Source organism: Dyadobacter sp. 676 (assembly GCF_040448675.1).
GTDB lineage: Bacteria > Bacteroidota > Bacteroidia > Cytophagales > Spirosomataceae > Dyadobacter.
Window position 1 is genome coordinate 6,785,452 of sequence record NZ_CP159289.1, and the last position, 18,291, is coordinate 6,803,742.

Below are 18,291 nucleotides of genomic sequence, written 5' to 3' on the forward strand. Positions count from 1 at the left end.
TAATACACCCGTCCGAAAAACCTGCGCGGTTAGTTACTGATAGGCCGGTTCCAGCTCTGCTTCCTGCCCGACATTCCGCCTTTCGATCTTTGGGGGCAGCAGCTTGTACATAACCGGCGTCACCAGCCGCGAAAGCAACGTGGAACTGATCAACCCTCCGATAAGTACCAGTGCCAGTGGCGAATACAATGCGCTATATTCGAATACCAAGGGAAGCAAACCGCCGATTGCCGTCATGGAAGTGAGCAATATCGGCACAAAGCGGATTTCCCCGGCTTCGATTATCGCCTCCCCGATACTTTTGCCCTGCTCGCGGAGCTGGTTCGTAAAATCGACCACGAGCAGCGAGTTTTTTACTTCAATACCTACCAATGCGATAAAACCGATGGTAGCCGTGAAAGAAAGCGTCTCGCCTGTTAGAAAAAGCATCGCAAGGCCGCCTACGACACCGAGCGGGATCACCGAGAGCACAATGAGAATACTTTTGAAAGTTTTGAATTCCAATATCAAAACGCCGAGGAACCCGAACACGGTGATCAAAATGATCAGGCCGAGCCCGCCGAAACTCTCCTCCTGGCTTTCCTTTTCGCCTGCCACCGTAAAATGCTGGCCCTTTTCGAATTTGAACCGGTTAAGCTTCGCGGTAATGTCCTCGTTCATCTTCTGGACGTTATAGCCGGGCTTCGCAAAGGCCGACACGGTAACGTAACGGTCTTTGTCGTAATGCCTGATCTGGTTCGGCGAGCTCTCCATTTCGATGGTCGCGATGTTTTTCAGCGGAATGCTTGCGCCCGAAGCGGAGGTCACGTATAATTTGTCAAAAACGCTGTAGTCCTGAACCGCCGCGTTTCTCGGGACTGACACATTGATATTGTAGCTGTCGGCCTTACCCTCATCCTCGCGGAACGTCGCCACATTGAGCCCGGCAGCCCCCAGCCGCACCGTGCGGTCGATGTCGGCCGAAGAAATGCCCAGCGTTCCGGCTTTCTGCTTGTTGATGTTGATACGCAGGTCGGTAGGTTGCACGAGCAACGGGTTGTTGACATATATCGTACCCTCGGTTTTACTGAGCAAATCGGCCACCCGGAAAGCGGTTTTTCGCAAATCGTCAAGATCTTCGCCATAAATGCGGTATGCCAGCGGCGCTTCGATCAACGGTCCCTGCTCGAAGTCCTTGACTTTAATTTCTGCGCCCGGGTAGTGTTCCAGTTTCCTGCGCAGCTTCTCGATCACCGCAACCTTCTCTTCCGTTTCAAGTCCCTCCACCTGCACGAAGATTTCCGCAAAGTTCTCGCTCTCATTCCTTTGCACTACATTATAATATATCCGCGGGTTGCCCTTGCCTACATTGGTCGCGAAGGAGGTAATGAGCGGTTCCTGTTTCAAGATCCCTTCCACATAACGGGCTATCTCGTTGGTTTTCTTCAGATTGGTACCTTGCGGCGTTTCGATGTCGATCAGGAACATCGGCTTCTCCGATTTGGGAAAAAGGCTGTTGCCGATCAGCGGCACCAGCGCCAGCGAACCGGCGAATATCAAACCGGCCATCAGCAAGGTGGTCTTAGGCCATTGCAAGGCGCGGTCGAGCACGCTGCCGTAAGTCTTATGAATGCCCTTTTTCATTCCGCGCAGCAACCAGTTACCGTCTTCGCTCGCGTGCGGTTTCAGGATCACGCTGGAAAGGAACGGAACGACCGTCAGCGACACCAGCATCGAGGCAAATACGGTGGTAATCACCGACATCGGCAAGCTTCTGATGAAATCCCCCGCCCCCTCGGGCAGGAACACGAGCGGCAGGAACGCGAAGATCAGCAGGATCGTACAACCCGCTACCGCCAGGCCGATCTGCGACGACGCCTGGATGGCGGCCTGCACCTTGCCGTAGCCCATGCGTAAATACCGCTCGATATTCTCCACAACCACGATGCTGTCGTCCACCAGGATACCCAATGCGACGATCATTCCGACAATACTGAGCTGGTTGATGTTATACCCGAGCAAATTCATCATTGTAAGCCCGATCGCCAGCGAAAGCGGAATCGAGATCATCACTACGACAGACGCCCGCGTGCCGAGCGGCAGCAATGTGAGCAGTACCAGCAGAATGGCAATCCCGAAATCCCGTGCGAAATGCGACAGGCGGGTATCCACGCTTTTAGCCTGGTCGAATACTTTTACCATTTCGATATTCGCGGGCAACTCTTTCCGGAATGCCGCCACCACGGGCTCCACCTGGTCGCGTACGGCAATGATGTTCTCGCCTTCTTTCAGGCTCACATTCACAAAGCTGCAACGGAAGCCGTTCAGGCGGGTAATGTGAGTTTCATCCTCATAACCCATTTTCACCTCAGCGACATCTTTCAGGTAAACGATATTTCCATTCGAACGGGACACAACCGTGTTGGCAACTTCGTCGAGCGTACGGTAGCTGCCCGAGGTTTTGATATTCAGTTTTTTGGTAGCCATGCTGATGCTTCCGCCCGGTATATTTACGCCTTCGCTCTGCAATGCGCCTACGATCTGATCCTGGGTCAGCTTTTGCTGGGCGATCTTCTGCAAATTGAGGCTTACCTTCACCTCTGGCTCGGGAATGCCCGAGTACTCCACTTTTTTAAGGGTTTTGATCTTTTCCAGCCGCTCCTTGAAGTCCTTCGAATACTTCTTCAACTGCGCGTAGGTGGCGTTCTCGCTGATCAACGCATATTGGTAAATACTCACGTCGGACGGAATCTGCTTGTTGATCCGTATGTCGGCGATATCCGCGGGCAGCTGTGAGCGCAATGCGTTGATTTCCCGAACCACTTCCTGGTACTTGTCGTCCGGGTCGGAACTGTATTTATATATCACCTGCATCACCGCAAGGCCGTCGCGGATGTCGGTGATAATGTGTTTCATATCGTCGAGTTCGTTGATCTTCTTCTCCATCGGGTCCACCACGAGCTGCTCCATATCTTTCGGATTGGCGCCGGGGTACACCACCACCACGGTAAATTGCGGCGGATGGATGTCCGGATCCTCGCTCCGGGGCATCGTGAAGAGCGAGTACAGCCCCAGCGCCAGCACGCCCAGGAATATGACCAGCGTGAACTGGTAGTTCTTGACTGCAAATTCAGGTAATTTCATGGTCTTGGCATTTGAAATGGTTACTGAACTATCTTAATGGCCGATCCTTCCGCGAGGTAAGCCGAACCCTCGCGTATCACCCGCGCGCCCGCATCGATCCCCGCAAGGATAAATGCCTTATCACCTTCCATGAATGCGATCCTGACGCGCTTTTTCAACGCCCGGTTACCGTCGGCTACGAACACGAATGCGCTGTCGTTCTCGCCCTCGATGAGCGCATCCACGGGAACGGATACCATGCTGGTTTGTTCTTTGGGATAAACGCTCACTTTCGCAAACAGGCCGCTGGCAAGTTTTGCCGAGGGCTTATCGAGGCGGATTTCTGCCTGGTACAATCCCGACACGGCGTCGCTGGCCTGCGCGAGCGTTTTCACGCTGCCCGTGAATGTTTGCGGATAGGCATCGAACCTGATCTCCGCTTTTTCGCCGCCCTTCAATCTTGCCCAATCCTTATCGGTAAGGCCGCATTTCACAACCCAGTCACTGCTATTGGTGCTGCTGATGTGCAGGACGGGCGTTCCACCCTGTACCTGTTCACCGGCATTCTGCAATTTCCGCATAACCACGCCGTCCGCCGTCGAAAAGATCTTGGTCTGCGACAGATTGTATTTCACGATGTCCAGCTGCTTTTCCGCAAGTACCAATGCGGTCTGTGCATTTTCGAGCTGTTCTTTCGTCGCAACGCTGTCCCGGTAAAGGTTCTGCACGCGGCGGGCATCTCGCTGGGCTTTCAGGAAATTCTCTTCCACCTGCCCCATTTGAGCGGCGATTTCCGTCGTGTTCAGCGTCGCCAGCAGCTGACCTTTCCTGACCCTGTCTCCTTCTTCAACTAAAATATCCCTGATAATACCGCCGATTTTGAACGATAGCCTCGCCTCGTTTTCGGAACCGAGCAAACCGGAAGTTTCCACGGCCTGCGACTGCGTCAATGCTTCCGAGCTGATGATTTTCACGGGAATGGTATCATCGCTTCGCTGCGTCTTCTTTTTCTTCCTTGCACGCGGATGCGAACAGCGCGGCCGCGAGCACATAGGCGTATACGATGGGATGTGTTGTAGCTTTCATTTCATTTTCAGTTTGTAAATAAATAACTCGCCCGTGCCCGTTCAAGCTCCGCCGCGCGGGTCCGGACGTTGAGATAGGAAATACTTTGTTGAAGCTGGTCGCTGATCAGCCGGTTCTGTGCGTCGAGCAGCTCGATGTAAAGCAGCTGGCCTTCGCGGTAGAGCTTTTGCTGGTCCCGGTAATATTGCTGCGACAACGCGGTCTGACTTTTGGCGGCCTGATAAGTCTTCAATGCCGATTGCAAAGTATTGGCCGCTGTTTTGTTTTGTAGTTGAAGCTGCTGTTCTACCTGGCTGATTTGTTCATTGGTCGCTTTCTGCTCCATTTCCGCCTGCTTCACTTTGTACTGGGTACGGTTGTTGGCAAAAACCCGCCAGTCGAGCGTTACACCGAAGAGGTAATAACGGGTATCCTTGTTGAAATTCACAAAATCACCCTGTGAGCCCAGGTCGATGAACGTCGACAGCCTGGGCAATGCGCCAGCCCGTGCCAGTTGGCCCGATAGCGCGTTGATTTTCGACACGGATTCGAGCTTCGCCAGTTCCTCCCTCCTGCCGGCCGCCGAAGTATCGGCCAGCATAGGTATTTCTTCGGGTACACCGATTTCCAGCGTATTGTCCAATGGATTATTCAACAAAAAATTGAAATAGGCCTTCGCATTCTCCGACTGGTTTCGTGCATCCGCCAGCCTCGCTTCCAGTCCGATCAGCTCGTTCTCCGACCGGCTGATCACCGTCCGGATCGCCTTATCGTTTTTTACCAGCGCCTGATTGAACCGGAGGTTTTCCCGGGCCAGCGACACCGCGTTTTCCAGAATGCGGACCGCCTCGTCGGCCTGCTGGCAAGCGTAATAGGCAACCTTGATTTCCTTTACTAACTCTCGTTTATAAACGTCGATTTCCGCTTGCTGCAAATGGATTTGCTCCTTCCGGATCTTGGTATTGTAGGCAATCTCGGCGTTATAAATCGGCAACGATGTTCTGAATCTGGCATCGTAGTAGTTCCGCGGGTTAAAGGTCTGGCTTACATTCTCCACCTTCGGGAATGCCGATGAGTTGGTAAGTTCGTTCAGCGAGCTATATACGGGGTTGAGCAGGTCGCCGATGGGTATGCTGATTTTCCGGCCACCACGCGAATCGAGATAGGAAGTACTGAAATTGACTTCCGGATAAAAGAATGTACGGGCTTCTTTGAGTGCGAACAGGTTCTTTTCAAGGATAAACCCCTGCTGTTTCAGTCCCTGGTTCTTGCGCAGCCCCTCTTCAATGTAGCCTTGCAAGCGCGCATCCTGCGCCATTATGGGTGTAAAGAAGCTTAGCAAAGGCACAAGAAGATACTGCCAATGCCGCCGCATTGTTTTCAGATAACGTTTCATGATAAGTAATGTTTATTTAATAAACAGTGTTTAGTGGCAGGGTAAAATTTTTTAGGTTTTCAAATTAGCCAAAAAAAGCTCGAACGATTTGTACAACATCTCCCGGGTCACATCGTCGGGTTGCATCAGGATGCACATACGCTCCCTGACGTAGAGCGAAACCAATCCATGCACATACGACCACACCTGGATACCAGTCACGTGCAGGTCCGCCTGCCGTATCTTTTTTTGTTCAAGGCAAGCCGCAAGGGTGGTCAGCAAATAGCCGAATGCGCATTCACCCGCCTTCCATTTTTCCTCATTCTTGATCTGGCTCATCGGCGCGCGCATGATGAACATCAGATCGTAGTAATCAGGATTTTTCAGACCGAATTCAATGTACGTTCTGCCTAGGGCAGCCAGTCTTTCAAACGGATCGGCAATCACTTCGTGCTGCCTCAACAACCGGTTCAGAATATCGAACGCATTTTCATGAATCACATAGAAAATCTCGTCTTTATCCTTGAAATACAAGTAGATAGTAGCAGGACTATACTCAATGTCATCCGCAACGCTACGGATAGACGTCTTATCGTAACCTTGCTTCAAAAACAACTGGGTCGCCGATTCGATGATCAGGTTCCTCATTTCCTGCTTCTCCCGCTCTTTTCTTTCCTTAATCGCCATGCTTTTGTAATTACGATGTGAATATAATAAACACTGTTTAGTAAATGCAAGATGTTTAGCAAAATAAAGTAAGAATGGCGGAAATCTACCTATGAGCGGGAGATAAATCTGTGATCCGAGGTTTATTTTTTCCGGAAGCGATCGTCGGTGAGGGCTTCGAGGAATGCGACGATGTCGTCTACCTCGCCATCGGTCAGGTTGAGCGCGCTACCGAGCGACAGGTCCCGGTTGATTGGATCGCGGACGAATTTATCCGGCGTGTTATAATATTGCACCACCTCACGCAGCGTTTTGAACATCGCATTGTGCATATAAGGCGCGGTCACGGCTACATTGCGCAGACCGGGAATTTTGAAAAGGCCGATATGCGCACTGTCCCCCGTGATTTTGAAACGGCCGGGGTCGTTCAGTTCTTTCCCATTGAATAGACCAATGCTTTTGAAACGATCGGCCGTAAAATCCTCGCCGGAATGGCAGGTGGCGCAGTTCGCCTTCCCTATGAACAGCATCCGGCCGCGCACCGCCGCCGCGGACATCGCGCTTTCATCGCCGTCGAGGTAGCGGTCATAGGGTGTGTTGGTCGTTTCGAGCGTACGCTCGAATGCCGCAATCGCGGCGACCAGGTTTTTGCCATCGACCTCGGTTTTAAAAATCTTTTGAAACGCCATACTGTAATAACCGTCGTTTTTGAGGCGTTCCACGGCCTGGTCTAACGGCAAGTCCATTTCGTCATGCGCCGAAAGCGGGCCCGGCACTTGCTCTTCCAGCGACCCGGCACGGCCGTCCCAGAAGAAATCCGTGCGACCGGAAAGATTGGTCAATGCGGGGGAATTGCGTGTAAGCCGTGTGCCCTTGTCGCCGATGCTGAACGCCGCCGTATCCGCAAACGCAAACTCGGGAATATGGCACGATGCGCAACTGATAGCACGGCTACGGGAAAGGATCGGGTCCGAAAACAATTTTTCGCCCAGCTCTTCCCTGGTTTCCACATCCACCGAAACCGAACCGGATTGCCACGACAGCAACGCCAGCGATCCGCCGCAAAGCGCTACCGCCATCCATTTTGTAATACCCATTGTAAACTGCCGGATTTAAATCAACGCACTTCGAAAGATTCTTTGAACGGCACACAAAGCCCGTTTTCGCTGGAACACAGCAAGCCTTTGATCGTTCCCGACACCTTCCCGCCGGCTTTGGTCAGTCTGATCCTCTGCCGGAACTCGGCCTTATCGATAAAATAGGTGTAAGCCTTGTCCCACGTCGGGTCGACGGCTTTGAGCGGCTTTACCGCTGTTATATCGCCCACAAGTTGGTAGGCGTTGTTTGGATCGAATGCAAATTCGGTGGGAAGCGGGCCGATACCGCCTTTGAAATCGGACGAATAGAGCTTCCAGTTTTTATCGATATCCGCGGAAAATACCACTTCCACCTGCTCGCCGGGTTTGGCGTCGGTTTTCGAAAGGTTTACTTTCCAGCGCGAAATATCTTTCAGGTCTTGTCCAAAAACGCTGCCCGCACAGCAGCACAGCAGCAGCAGTAAAATTTTGTAAATCATTGGAATACAATATTAAAATGAAATATTAAACAACTGCAATGCATGTTATACCTTGTCGGCCGCCTTGCAGTTGTTTCAAATCACCACGTACCTAGTTTGTGAACTCACGATTTAGTTCAAATATGATTTTACCTGGGAGGATGCATTGTCGTTGCATGCCTGACGGCATTTCAGGATTTCCAGACGTTCGATCTTGCTACCGATATTACATCGCTGACGCGATTCCACGCCCCACTGCCAAGTGCCGCCAGGTACGTAATATTGGTAGAACGTACGGCGTCATCGCCATTAGTGAAATCCCCTTGGGGATGCAATAACAACGACCTGCCTGTAACGAATCGTCTTATTTCGAACTCTTGGTATTACTGTCCGCCGCCGAACTAATGCCCGCCGGAACCGGCTCGGCGATCAAAGCTCGTCGAGGTCTTTGTTCCATTTCGCCACATAATCTTCGAAATACTTGCCGGTAATCTCGCCGGTGTAGCCGGTGTGGATCTGGCGGACCTCGCCTTTGCGGTCTATCAGGATCGTGGTCGGGAAAGCCATCATGCGGTTAAGCGCAGGCAGTTTGTCGGAAGCGACCTTCTTATCGGCAATGCCGCCGAAAAGAATATCATACTCGATGCCATACTTCTTTTTCAGCGTCCCGAGCGTGTATTTCGCATATTCGAGGTCATCCTTCTGCTCGAAACCGATCGCGATCGCTTCCACGCCCCGCTTTTTGTTCTCCCGGAACCACGGCGCGAGGAAAGCTGTCTGATCGGTACAGTTCGGGCACCAGGTACCGATAATTTCCACGATCACCACCTTTCCCTTGTATTTGTCGTCGCTAAGCGACACTTGCCTACCGTCGAGGTCGGGCAAAGTGAAATCCAGTTTTTTGTAGCCTTCTTTCAGATAGGTCAGCTTGTAAGGATCGGGTAATTCCGCCTTGTCGTTTTTGACGCCTTCGAATTTTGTATTGTCATAAATACCGGAGCTGATGACGCCCGTTATACTGCCGTCTTCATTGATTTTGCCCTTGTAAACCCTGGGGTTCGGCCCCGAAAAGTGCGATAGCACGAATTCGTCACCCTCCACAACGCCTTCCAGCTCGCGGCTGTCCCCCACCGTTGACATCACGACGCCCGTCAGCTTGCTGCCCTCCTGTTTCAAAAGCGCCACATTATCAGGCATTTTGGCTTTGCTGTAAACCTGCAAATCCCATTTACCCGACAGATTGTGTTTGGTAGGTCGTTCCTTCCCTTTCTCCACGAAGCGGTAGTCCTTGCCGTATTCGGCCGAGAACGGTAGCGCATTCCCCCGGAAGCCCGGTACCAGACTGCGGTATTCGCCGGTGATCTTGCCGTCGGACTCGACTTTCGCCACCAGGGCCGCGTCGTAGGTATTCATTTTCACAAAAATCGAATCGGCGCCGAGCCGGGTCACCTTGAAATCGTCGCGGCGCGTCCCGTTGAGCAAGGTCAGAACCGGATGCTCTTTGTCTTTGGCATTGTATTCGAAATTAAATGGAATGCGCGTTTCGCTGATCACGAACTCGCCACGCCATATGCCTTGTTTTGGTGCTTTCGCATCCGGACCTTCACCGGCAAATGCCGCGCTTCCAAACAACGTGGCCCCTGCCAGTGCCACGGCTTTCATCTGGTTGTTGATTTTCATGTAACTGGAAAATTTAGGTTTTGAAAAATGAGAACTCATCTTGCCGGCGGAACCTAATCGGCCATACCTAATCGGCCATACCTAATCGGCCATACCGGAAGTACTTTGTTTTCAGCCCGGGCATTGTGCAGGATTGGCCCGAACCGGCGGCTGGTCGAAGGTGGTTTGTGACCGCCGTTGAATCATGCAGCAAATATAAAATGGCAATTTTAATTATCTATAATTTTTGTAGACTAAGTAGAATAAACTCGTTTTTCATACCACCAAGCTCCCGCGCGCGTATCTATAAATGCGCACCGGCGCACTGGTGGCACGGTATCCGATTTACCGTCCTGAAATTTTGAGAAACAGGATTACACCATACTAACTTTGTGCCGTCTTACACTTACTACCTGCAAAAGTAAATGTGGATTTATAGAAGAAGCCGGCCGCCGGCCGCCGTATTTCCGGGTAACTATAAATTTGCAAACCATGTCGAAAACAATTCCTTCCGTGCACTTAAAGGCGAAAAACGCTTGTAAACCTTGTCGTTGCTGTCCAGAGGACGCCTGGCGTAGTTAGCAGCTTTTTAATTATTTTTTAGTCTATAAAATACATAGATTAAATATAATATCTGATCCGGTGGTGAGCGAAATGGCTGCCGGCGGGAATTGCAGGCTCATCGCCGGTACACCGGCCATTTCTGCCATCGCCGGATTAGGTATGTTTTAAGCTTTTTATACAAATAATACTCATGAAACATTTATTACTTTTTATACTTTTAATATCCACTCCCCTGCTTGCACAGCAGCGTACACTCACGGGACTGGTGCGTGGGGAGGACGGCACCCCGCTCCCCGGCGTGAATGTGGCCGTCAAAAACACGCGCCAGGGTACCATCACCGACGCCGATGGACGCTTTAATTTGTCGCCTGTAAAAGGCGGAACGCTGGTTTTCTCATTCATCGGCTTCGAGGTGAAAGAATTGCCCGTCACCGATTCCAATACGTACGATATCACCCTCGCCGCCAGCACGCATACGCTCGGCGAAGTACAGGTGGTAGGCTCGCGGAATGCCAACCGCACGAAAGTCGGCTCGCCTGTGCCGGTAGATGTCATCGATTTGAAACCATTGCAGGAATCCGCGCCCCAGGTGAGTATCACCCAGCTTTTGCAATATGTTTCGCCTTCGTTCCATTCCGTGAACGGCACCAATGCGGGCGACGCGGGGTCGGCACTGAACCTTTCGCAATTGCGCGGGTTGGGTGTGGACCAACTGCTGGTGCTCGTAAACGGCAAACGCAGGCATAAAAGCGCGAATATCAACTGGGGCGGCCTGGGCAATGGCGCCACCGGCTATGATATGAATGCTATCCCGACGGCGGCTATCGAGCGTGTCGAGATACTCCGCGACGGCGCGGCGGCACAATATGGCTCGGATGCTATCGCGGGTGTGATCAATATCGTGCTCAACAAGAGCGTCGACCAGCTCGCGCTAAGCTCCACCGCCAGCTCCCGCCGCCGCGGCGATGGGATAACCACCCGAACGAACGCCAACTACGGCTTTGCCCTTGGAAAAAACGGCGGCTACCTTAACACCACCGCCGAATTCGCGACGCAAGCCATTTCGCTCCTTCCCGGCAGGGACGACGCCGGCCTCTACCTCGGTCCGATCTACGGGGGCGGTGCCAACACCCGCAACTACGATGCCATTTATACCCGGGAAATCGATGAAGCTATTCTCGCCTCACGGGGCATCGACCGTCACCATTTCGATCGCCGTGGCGGCGGCTCCAACAAGGCCAAGGACGCATTGCTGTTCTTCAACGCGGCTGTACCGATCCGCGCGAACGCGGAACTGTACGCATTTGGCGGTATCAGCCACCGCAACTCGCAGTTTACCGCCGTATACAGGCTGCCGGGCTGGACCGAGCGCAACAATTCTTTCCTCTACCCCGACGGCTTCCTGCCCGCAATGGAAAACATCATCACCGACAAGTCATTTGCAGTTGGCATCAAAGGTAAAGTCGGGGATTGGGACGTCGATATTTCCAATGTAAATGGTAAAAACGATTTCGGGAATGTGATTACCAACTCGTTGAATGCGAGTATGGGGCTAAAATCACCCAGGACTTTCGATGCGGGCAGTTACAATGCCAGCCAGAACACCGGCAGCATCGATATCAGCCGCTATTTTCCGAAAGCATTCAAGGGCCTGAACGTCGCGTTCGGCGCGCAATACCGCGTGGAAACTTACCAGATCATCGCGGGTGAAGAAGCGTCCTATTCCAAGGCGGATTTGCGGACAATCTATGGCCTCGATACCACTGCCACCGGCATTGTGTACCAAACCAGGGAAGGCAGTATCGGCCTGAACGGCCTGTCGCCGGGTTCGCAGATCCACGCCGGGTTCCGGCCAGAAAACGAGGTGAACGTGAACCGCTCCGTCCTGGCCGGCTATGCCGATATCGAGGCCAGCCTCACTTCCGCATGGCTATTGTCGGGTGCGGTGCGGCTCGAAAGTTTCTCGCAGCTTCAAAACGTGACCACCTATAAGGTCGCGACACGTTACAGCATTACCGACTGGCTGGGCATCCGCGGATCGCACAACACGGGCTTCCGTGCCCCGGACCTCGCGCAATACTACTACACCGAAACATCCACCAGCTTCCAGCAAGGCCGGGCAATAGACCAGGTAACGGCCTCCAATCAGAGTGCCGCCACACGTGCCTTGGGCATTCCCACGCTCACTCCTGAAAAATCGAAGGGCTACACAGCAGGCTTTACATCGCAGCCATTCCGGAACGTGGAAATAACCGCAGACGCCTACCTGGTGGATATCGACAACCGCGTGGGCAACACCGGAAATTTCTCGGCGACAGACGCGAACCTGCCCGCCGAAGTGCGTACATTGTTTGTGCAGACGGGAACTACGCAGGCCAAGTTCTTTTACAACTCATTCAGCACACGCACGAAAGGATTGGAAATTACCGGCGGCTACCGTACGCCTTTCCAAAACGGAGCATTGAGCCTGCTTTTCGGGGCGAATTTTGTCAAAAACGAGGTTACGCGGATCAATACACCCAAGGGCCTGGAAGCATATCGTTACATTATATTCAACGATGGCGAAAAGGCGCGCGTCACTTCGCAAATCCCTGGCCGGAAAATTACGTTGCAGGGGATTTTCAAGAAAAACCGGCTCACTTACCTTGCGCGCGCGGTGTACTTTGGTTCGGTTACCAACGCGTCGGCTCTCAACGCTGCTTTCCCGAAACCCGATTATTTCTATCAAAAGCTGGAACCAATCTGGGTAACGGATGTGTCTGTCGCCTACGCAATTTCCAAATCGGTCCGGGCGACGCTGGGCGTCAATAACCTTTTCAACGAGCTTGGCGACTATTCGGACCCGAAGCTGAGTGCATTGAACAATCCCTCGGTTCTTGGCATTCAAAACGGGAGTGCCGGCATCCAGCCATTCATCCGTGTCAGCGCAAAACTTTAATTCGAACCAGAAATATGAAAACATTCACACAAGCCGCCCGCATTGCTTTCCGTCTGCGGAGCTGGCTGCCGGGCCTGATCCCTGCTATTGCCTTCCTTTCCGGCTGCAAAGACACCGGTTATCTGGACATCGACGCCGCCGACCGGCCCGCGCTTAGCGCCTATATCAGCTTTGTAAACGCGCGGCCGATTGACGCCGGTCTGTATTTCTGGACATTCACCGACAAGGTAACGCCAACGCCCGTGGCTGTCAACAAAGCGTCGGAATACGTTCCGACGGTATTCGGAAACGTGCAGATTAACTTCACCGAAGGCTCCAACACGAGCTACAAGGCTTCCTACCAGTTCGGTAACTCGGCAACATTCTCGGCAACCGGTCGCCCAAACGGCCCAATCGCGACCTTCTACCACACGGTAGTCGCCGCACGCACCGCCGATAATAAGGCCGACTCACTGTTCCTCTTCTACGATGATCTGAAAGCTCCGGGCCCTGGCAAGGCGAAGTTACGGTTCATTAACCTTTCGCCGGGCGCAGGTACGATGAATGTAGCACAACGCGGCAAAACACTTTTCAGCCAGGTAGCCTACGGCCGTGCAGCGAACTCGGCACTTTCCGGGGAAGCGTTAAGTGCCTGGTCGCTCGGTCCATTCGAAACCTTCGACGCAGGGCCCCTGGAACTCGACTACCTCAACGCCTCCACCGGCGTAAAAATAGGTTCTTCAAGCATCATCCTGGAAGCCGGCAAGATATACACGGTTTTCACCAGAGGCCTGACCAACGCCGCACCAGCCTTCGGCACGAGCGTCGTCGAACATCCTGTAAAGTAAATGGTGATTGGACAAGTCAAAGCCGCGCTGCCGATTGGCGGTGCGGCTTTTTGTATCCGACCATATTCCAGTGAATTCGTTAGTAAAGTTTGTTAATTACAAACTTTTATTTAAATTCGAGTCGGTTCTGAAAGTCAGCCGGACGACAATTGACACACACTATAATGGAAAATCTCATTCTGAAAATCAAAGAGATTGCCGCCGAGAACGAGCTGGGATTTACGATTACCCTTCCGGATTGTGAATTTGTGAAATCGGGCTATGTGGTAGCTATGCAGGAAACGCAAAACTCATTTGGAGACGAGGGATTGAGGAAGGTGATAAAGATGGCGTCCGAAACAACGGGTATCATGGGAGGCTGGAATGACGATGGATTGTTTTACTGGGATGCCGTTTATATCCTGCAAGATCGCGGACGGGCAATTGAACTAGGCAAGGCTAATGAGCAAATTGCTATCTATAATATTGAAAATCAGGAATTGATCTTCCTTTGAACGGGCAGAATATTCACTTGCTTACAAGTAATTAGAAATCACGCAAATGGAAACGATCGTAAAAAATATTCATCTGATCAAGAACTTGACGACGCCCGAAAATATCGCAAAACTGGAAGCCGGGGCTTTACAACACCGGAAATTCAGCCGTATTACGTTCAAAATACTGTCCCGGGAGAGCAACAAGCTTGTTATTCAAACAGTGCAAACCAAATCGCCCCACGAAAACTATGCGGACGAAGAAACGCTCATCCAGCGTACCAGGGAATTATTCCTGAAATTTTTCCCGGACTACGAAATTGTGGTGAACGCCTCTATATATCAGGAAAACCCTACGCAACAGGTCACACCCGAGTACATTCGTGAGGCAATGACCAACTATCACATTAAGGTAAAAGATATTGTTGATGACACCGGTATAGACAAAAGCAACGTAAGTGCCTGGGTAAATGGCACCCGTGCAATGTCGCAACCGGTCAGGGCGATGTTTTATTACTACCTATGGCAAAAAGCGGCGACCATTGGGGATGCCAGGCGTGCATGACCAGAAACAGTCCGGAAGAGAGACGCCTGGCACGACTTTACGCCACAGAAAGCATCCGGCGGCTCGTTGCGCTTACTCGGATGCCTTTGAGATACTTCGTCCGCTCCTCGATCTCGTTTTGATATCGGAATGTGTAACCCGGGCCGGCAAGGCGTTTGAATTCCCGGGTAACTTCCCGGAGTTGCTTGCGGGAAATGCCGCTGTATTCCAGTTGCAGTAACTGCGCTTTCTCGGGAGTGGATTTTTTAAGTTTCCAATACTGCGGATGGTTGGGCCCTATCGGTGCACGAAAATCGGCGTCGTGCTTTTCACGGATGAGAAATTCATAATCGATGATAATTTCGCTACGGTTGCGGGCCACCTGCCCTTTTACCACGATCCTGGCCTCGCGGCCTACGCTCAGATGAAATGTTTTTTCTAATATCATATCGGTTTCCAGTTAACAGGAGTTGATGCCCGGCTGCCAAAAATTCCGTTCCACAACGGGTAATTTGTATGGGAATATTAGTCTACTTGTTTTATAGACAAAGTAAATTTAAATTATTCACGCAAACAAAGATTGAGGCATAAAACTTCGCACGGACGACCAACAACTGGTTTTGCAATCCAAATTTTCCCGATCTTGCCGCACACCTGAACCTTTCCACGACTATGATTAACCGATTTTCCACGTGGTTGCATGGCGCCCTGACCGCCGCTGCGATGTTTGTCCACGTTCCCGTCCAGGCACAATCCGGGGCGAAGCCAAAGCCCAACATCATCGTTTTCCTGGTCGACGACATGGGATGGCAGGATACTTCCGTACCATTTGCCGACCAACCCACCGACTTCAACCGCCGCTACCATACGCCCAATATGGAACGTCTCGCGCGCGAAGGCGTCAAGTTCACGAATGCATACGCGACACCCGTGTGTACGCCCACGCGTGTAAGCCTGATCACGGGCGTAAATGCCGCACACCACCGCGTAACGCACTGGACATCGCCCGACAAAGACAAGAATACCGATTACGACGACCCTGTCCTGAATCCGGTGGACTGGAACATCAATGGTTTCAGCCCGGTTGCCGGGGTGCCACACACGTTCCATGCCACTGCATTACCGGAAGTGCTGCGTCGCAACGGGTATTACACGGTCCACAGCGGCAAAGCGCATTTCGGCTCGACCGGTACGCCCGGTGCCGACCCGTTGAATGCAGGATTCGATGTGAATATAGCGGGAAGCTCGATCGGGCACCCGGCAAGCTATTCCGGCCGGGCTAATTACGACAGCCCGGTTAACGGCAAGCCCAACCGCAATGCGGTACCCGGCCTCGAAGCATATCACGGAACAGATACTTTCCTGAGCGATGCGATCACGATCGAGGCGCTCAAAGCGATCGAAAAGCCCGTTGCCGACAAAAAGCCGTTCTTTTTGTACCTCTCGCATTATGCGGTGCATGTACCGCTCACGGCCGATCCGCGGTTTTTGAATAAGTACCTGCAAGCAGGCCTGGATAGTACGGAGGCCAAATATGCGGCGCTGATCGAAGGAATGGACAAAAGCCTGGGCGATGTGCTCCGATACCTGGATAATAAAAAGATCGCCGACAACACGGTCGTGTTATTCATGTCGGACAATGGCGGCCTAAGCCTCACACCGGCCCGCGGCGGGAACGCCTGGACACACAACCTGCCGCTCAAAGCCGGAAAAGGTTCCGTTTACGAAGGGGGAATCCGGGAGCCGATGCTGGTAAGGTGGCCCGGCGTCGTCAAAGCGGGGAGCGTAGCGGGGCAGTATGTGATTGTAGAGGATTTTTTTCCGACGATCGTCGCTATCGCCGGCATTAAAAACCCGGGCGTCATTCAAAAAATAGACGGACAATCATTTTTGCCCGTTCTCAAAAACCCGTCGCTCAAAGACGACCGGCGTGGTCTGGTATGGCATCATCCGAACCGCTGGATTGCCACGGAAGGACCCAATATCCATTACGCCAGTGCATTCCGCCAGGGCGACTGGAAGCTGATTTACGATTACCGGCAAGGCAGGCTCGAACTGTACAACCTGCGCACCGATATCGGCGAAGAACATAATGTGGCGGCCCGGAATCCATTGAAAGTGAAGGAGCTCGCCGCGTTGCTGACGAAACAGCTCAAAACCTGGAATGCGCAATGGCCGGCATTCAAAGCAACCGGTAAGCCCGTCCCCTTCCCCGATGAAGTGACCATTCCATAACAAAACACCTCCCGGGAACTCCCGGAAGGTGTATTCGCTTTACTCAACGTTGTACATACAATACATGTACATATATTGTACCTTAAAATATAATGCCTGCGCAATGCATTGTCCTACAAAATTTTATCAAATGGAATCAACCTTCGTCGCCGGTGTTTTTCATTTTCATTAAAACCGCGTAGGCATTCCGCACTACCACCTTCGATTCGGCCCTGATGCCCGCTCCGCCGACCTGCTGAAAACCGTCCTTGACGGCCCCCGGCGCGATTTCAATCATTTCAAAACTGCCCGGATCACGCTCGACAAAGACGAACGACTTGTTCTCCCAGCGCACTACGGCGTCTTCGGGTACGGTAAGCGCGCGGCCGCTCTGCACGGAAACTTCGCCGTTCATGAACATTCCAGGCACCAGCGCAGGGCTATACCGATCAAAATGACAATGCACTTCTGCCATTCTGTCATTCGTGAGGCTTTTGCCGATCAGGATAATTTCCGCGGTGAATTTTTTCGATGGATCGGCATTGGTGTAAGCGGTTACGCGCTGGCCGACCGACAATGCATGCAGGTCTTTTTCAAAAACATTCAATGCCAGATGGATGTCGCGCGGGTCGACCAGCTCGAAAAGCATGTCGGTGGGAGCGGTATATTTGCCCACGTTGACATTCACTTTCGAAACGAATCCGTCTATCGGAGAAACGATCGGCACCGTTTTGGAAATATTTTCCGGGCTCAGCTTCCCGGGCACAATCCCGATCACTTCCAGTTTCCTCGCCAACGCGTTCACCAGGATACGCTGCGTTTCCACTTCGGCCTTAGCCTGTTGCAGGACTTTGTCGCTGCTGGCCTTGCTCTGGTTGAGGTCTTTCTGCCGAACGTATTCCGCTTCGGCCAGTTCGAATTTCTCGCGGGCGGTCAGAAAATCCTGTTGTAACTGGATAAACTGCATATCTTCGAGTTCAGCCAGTACCTGTCCCTTCCGCACATGCATTCCGGGCAGCATTTTTGTTGATTTCAGGTATCCTCCCAACGGAAAACTCAAACTGACGGTGCTCTGCGGAGGCACATCGATCTTTCCCTGAAGCGTAAGCACGCCCGCGACATTTTTGACAGCCGGGTTCCCTACCTCGATACCGACGTTCCGGATTTGTTGTGGATCAAACGACACCAGGCGCATGGTCGGCGGGGCTTCAACCGGCTTTTCGGCGGGTTGCTCCCGGGCGGGCCCCGTGCACGAAACACTGGCACAGAACAGAGCGGATATTAAAATGTATGGTTTCATGGTGATGTT

At 52.4% G+C, this 18,291-nt stretch carries 14 protein-coding genes; 5 read left to right on the forward strand and 9 right to left on the reverse strand.

Features of this window, described 5'->3' with window-relative positions; translation table 11 throughout:
* Positions 1-33: 33 nt before the first annotated feature.
* From ABV298_RS29770 to ABV298_RS29800, 7 genes are all read right to left on the reverse strand, one after another.
* Entirely contained in the window at positions 34-3,123 is a 3,090-nt protein-coding gene (locus ABV298_RS29770) for an efflux RND transporter permease subunit (RefSeq protein WP_353719758.1), read from the reverse strand.
* Positions 3,124-3,143: 20 nt separating this feature from the next.
* Positions 3,144-4,076 (reverse strand): efflux RND transporter periplasmic adaptor subunit, encoded by a 933-nt coding sequence (locus ABV298_RS29775; protein ID WP_353719759.1) that lies wholly within the window; start codon positions 4,074-4,076, stop codon positions 3,144-3,146.
* A gap of 119 nt (positions 4,077-4,195) precedes the next feature.
* The gene (locus tag ABV298_RS29780) at positions 4,196-5,563 is read right to left on the reverse strand and encodes a TolC family protein (RefSeq protein ID WP_353719760.1); all 1,368 of its coding nucleotides are present in this window, start codon (positions 5,561-5,563) and stop codon (positions 4,196-4,198) included.
* A gap of 51 nt (positions 5,564-5,614) precedes the next feature.
* On the reverse strand, positions 5,615-6,229 hold the full coding sequence (locus tag ABV298_RS29785) for a TetR/AcrR family transcriptional regulator (RefSeq protein WP_353719761.1): 615 nt from the start codon (positions 6,227-6,229) through the stop codon (positions 5,615-5,617).
* 122 nt (positions 6,230-6,351) lie between these two features.
* Positions 6,352-7,305 carry a cytochrome c peroxidase gene (locus ABV298_RS29790; protein ID WP_353719762.1) on the reverse strand — a complete coding sequence of 318 codons (954 nt, stop codon included), beginning with the start codon at positions 7,303-7,305 and terminating at the stop codon, positions 6,352-6,354.
* Between the two features lie 20 nt (positions 7,306-7,325).
* Positions 7,326-7,784, reverse strand: coding sequence for a protein-disulfide reductase DsbD domain-containing protein (locus ABV298_RS29795; RefSeq protein ID WP_353719763.1), 459 nt, complete (start codon positions 7,782-7,784; stop codon positions 7,326-7,328).
* 408 nt (positions 7,785-8,192) lie between these two features.
* Positions 8,193-9,443, reverse strand: a complete 1,251-nt coding sequence (locus ABV298_RS29800; protein ID WP_353719764.1) for a TlpA disulfide reductase family protein — start codon at positions 9,441-9,443, stop codon at positions 8,193-8,195.
* 733 nt (positions 9,444-10,176) lie between these two features.
* On the opposite strand from ABV298_RS29800, the gene ABV298_RS29805 reads away from it, so the two are divergent.
* The 4 genes from ABV298_RS29805 to ABV298_RS29820 all read left to right on the forward strand — a co-directional run bounded on the left by ABV298_RS29805 (position 10,177) and on the right by ABV298_RS29820 (position 14,789).
* Positions 10,177-12,924, forward strand: a complete 2,748-nt coding sequence (locus ABV298_RS29805; RefSeq protein ID WP_353719765.1) for a TonB-dependent receptor — start codon at positions 10,177-10,179, stop codon at positions 12,922-12,924.
* 14 nt (positions 12,925-12,938) lie between these two features.
* Positions 12,939-13,751, forward strand: coding sequence for a DUF4397 domain-containing protein (locus ABV298_RS29810; protein WP_353719766.1), 813 nt, complete (start codon positions 12,939-12,941; stop codon positions 13,749-13,751).
* Positions 13,752-13,915: 164 nt separating this feature from the next.
* Positions 13,916-14,245 (forward strand): hypothetical protein, encoded by a 330-nt coding sequence (locus ABV298_RS29815; protein ID WP_353719767.1) that lies wholly within the window; start codon positions 13,916-13,918, stop codon positions 14,243-14,245.
* 46 nt (positions 14,246-14,291) lie between these two features.
* Positions 14,292-14,789, forward strand: a complete 498-nt coding sequence (locus ABV298_RS29820; RefSeq protein WP_353719768.1) for a hypothetical protein — start codon at positions 14,292-14,294, stop codon at positions 14,787-14,789.
* A 37-nt stretch (positions 14,790-14,826) separates the two neighbouring features.
* Here ABV298_RS29820 and ABV298_RS29825 read toward each other — a convergent pair whose 3' ends face one another.
* Positions 14,827-15,216, reverse strand: a complete 390-nt coding sequence (locus ABV298_RS29825) for a hypothetical protein (RefSeq protein WP_353719769.1) — start codon at positions 15,214-15,216, stop codon at positions 14,827-14,829.
* Between the two features lie 224 nt (positions 15,217-15,440).
* Between ABV298_RS29825 and ABV298_RS29830 the strand changes: the two genes are divergently transcribed.
* Entirely contained in the window at positions 15,441-17,003 is a 1,563-nt protein-coding gene (locus tag ABV298_RS29830; RefSeq protein ID WP_353719770.1) for a sulfatase, read from the forward strand.
* 136 nt (positions 17,004-17,139) lie between these two features.
* On the opposite strand, the gene ABV298_RS29835 is transcribed toward ABV298_RS29830, so the two are convergent.
* Positions 17,140-18,282: an efflux RND transporter periplasmic adaptor subunit gene (locus tag ABV298_RS29835; RefSeq protein ID WP_353719771.1), complete on the reverse strand. Its 1,143-nt coding sequence runs from the start codon at positions 18,280-18,282 to the stop codon at positions 17,140-17,142.
* Positions 18,283-18,291: the final 9 nt, after the last annotated feature.

Coding starts and splice junctions, on each gene's coding strand:
- ABV298_RS29810 (WP_353719766.1), top strand. CDS start 12,939: ATGAAAACATTCACACAAGCCGCCCGCATTGCTTTCCGTCTGCGGAGC.
- ABV298_RS29805 (WP_353719765.1), top strand. CDS start 10,177: ATGAAACATTTATTACTTTTTATACTTTTAATATCCACTCCCCTGCTT.
- ABV298_RS29820 (WP_353719768.1), top strand. CDS start 14,292: ATGGAAACGATCGTAAAAAATATTCATCTGATCAAGAACTTGACGACG.
- ABV298_RS29830 (WP_353719770.1), top strand. CDS start 15,441: ATGATTAACCGATTTTCCACGTGGTTGCATGGCGCCCTGACCGCCGCT.
- ABV298_RS29785 (WP_353719761.1), bottom strand. CDS start 6,229: ATGGCGATTAAGGAAAGAAAAGAGCGGGAGAAGCAGGAAATGAGGAAC.
- ABV298_RS29815 (WP_353719767.1), top strand. CDS start 13,916: ATGGAAAATCTCATTCTGAAAATCAAAGAGATTGCCGCCGAGAACGAG.
- ABV298_RS29770 (WP_353719758.1), bottom strand. CDS start 3,123: ATGAAATTACCTGAATTTGCAGTCAAGAACTACCAGTTCACGCTGGTC.
- ABV298_RS29800 (WP_353719764.1), bottom strand. CDS start 9,443: ATGAAAATCAACAACCAGATGAAAGCCGTGGCACTGGCAGGGGCCACG.
- ABV298_RS29790 (WP_353719762.1), bottom strand. CDS start 7,305: ATGGGTATTACAAAATGGATGGCGGTAGCGCTTTGCGGCGGATCGCTG.
- ABV298_RS29780 (WP_353719760.1), bottom strand. CDS start 5,563: ATGAAACGTTATCTGAAAACAATGCGGCGGCATTGGCAGTATCTTCTT.
- ABV298_RS29835 (WP_353719771.1), bottom strand. CDS start 18,282: ATGAAACCATACATTTTAATATCCGCTCTGTTCTGTGCCAGTGTTTCG.
- ABV298_RS29795 (WP_353719763.1), bottom strand. CDS start 7,784: ATGATTTACAAAATTTTACTGCTGCTGCTGTGCTGCTGTGCGGGCAGC.
- ABV298_RS29825 (WP_353719769.1), bottom strand. CDS start 15,216: ATGATATTAGAAAAAACATTTCATCTGAGCGTAGGCCGCGAGGCCAGG.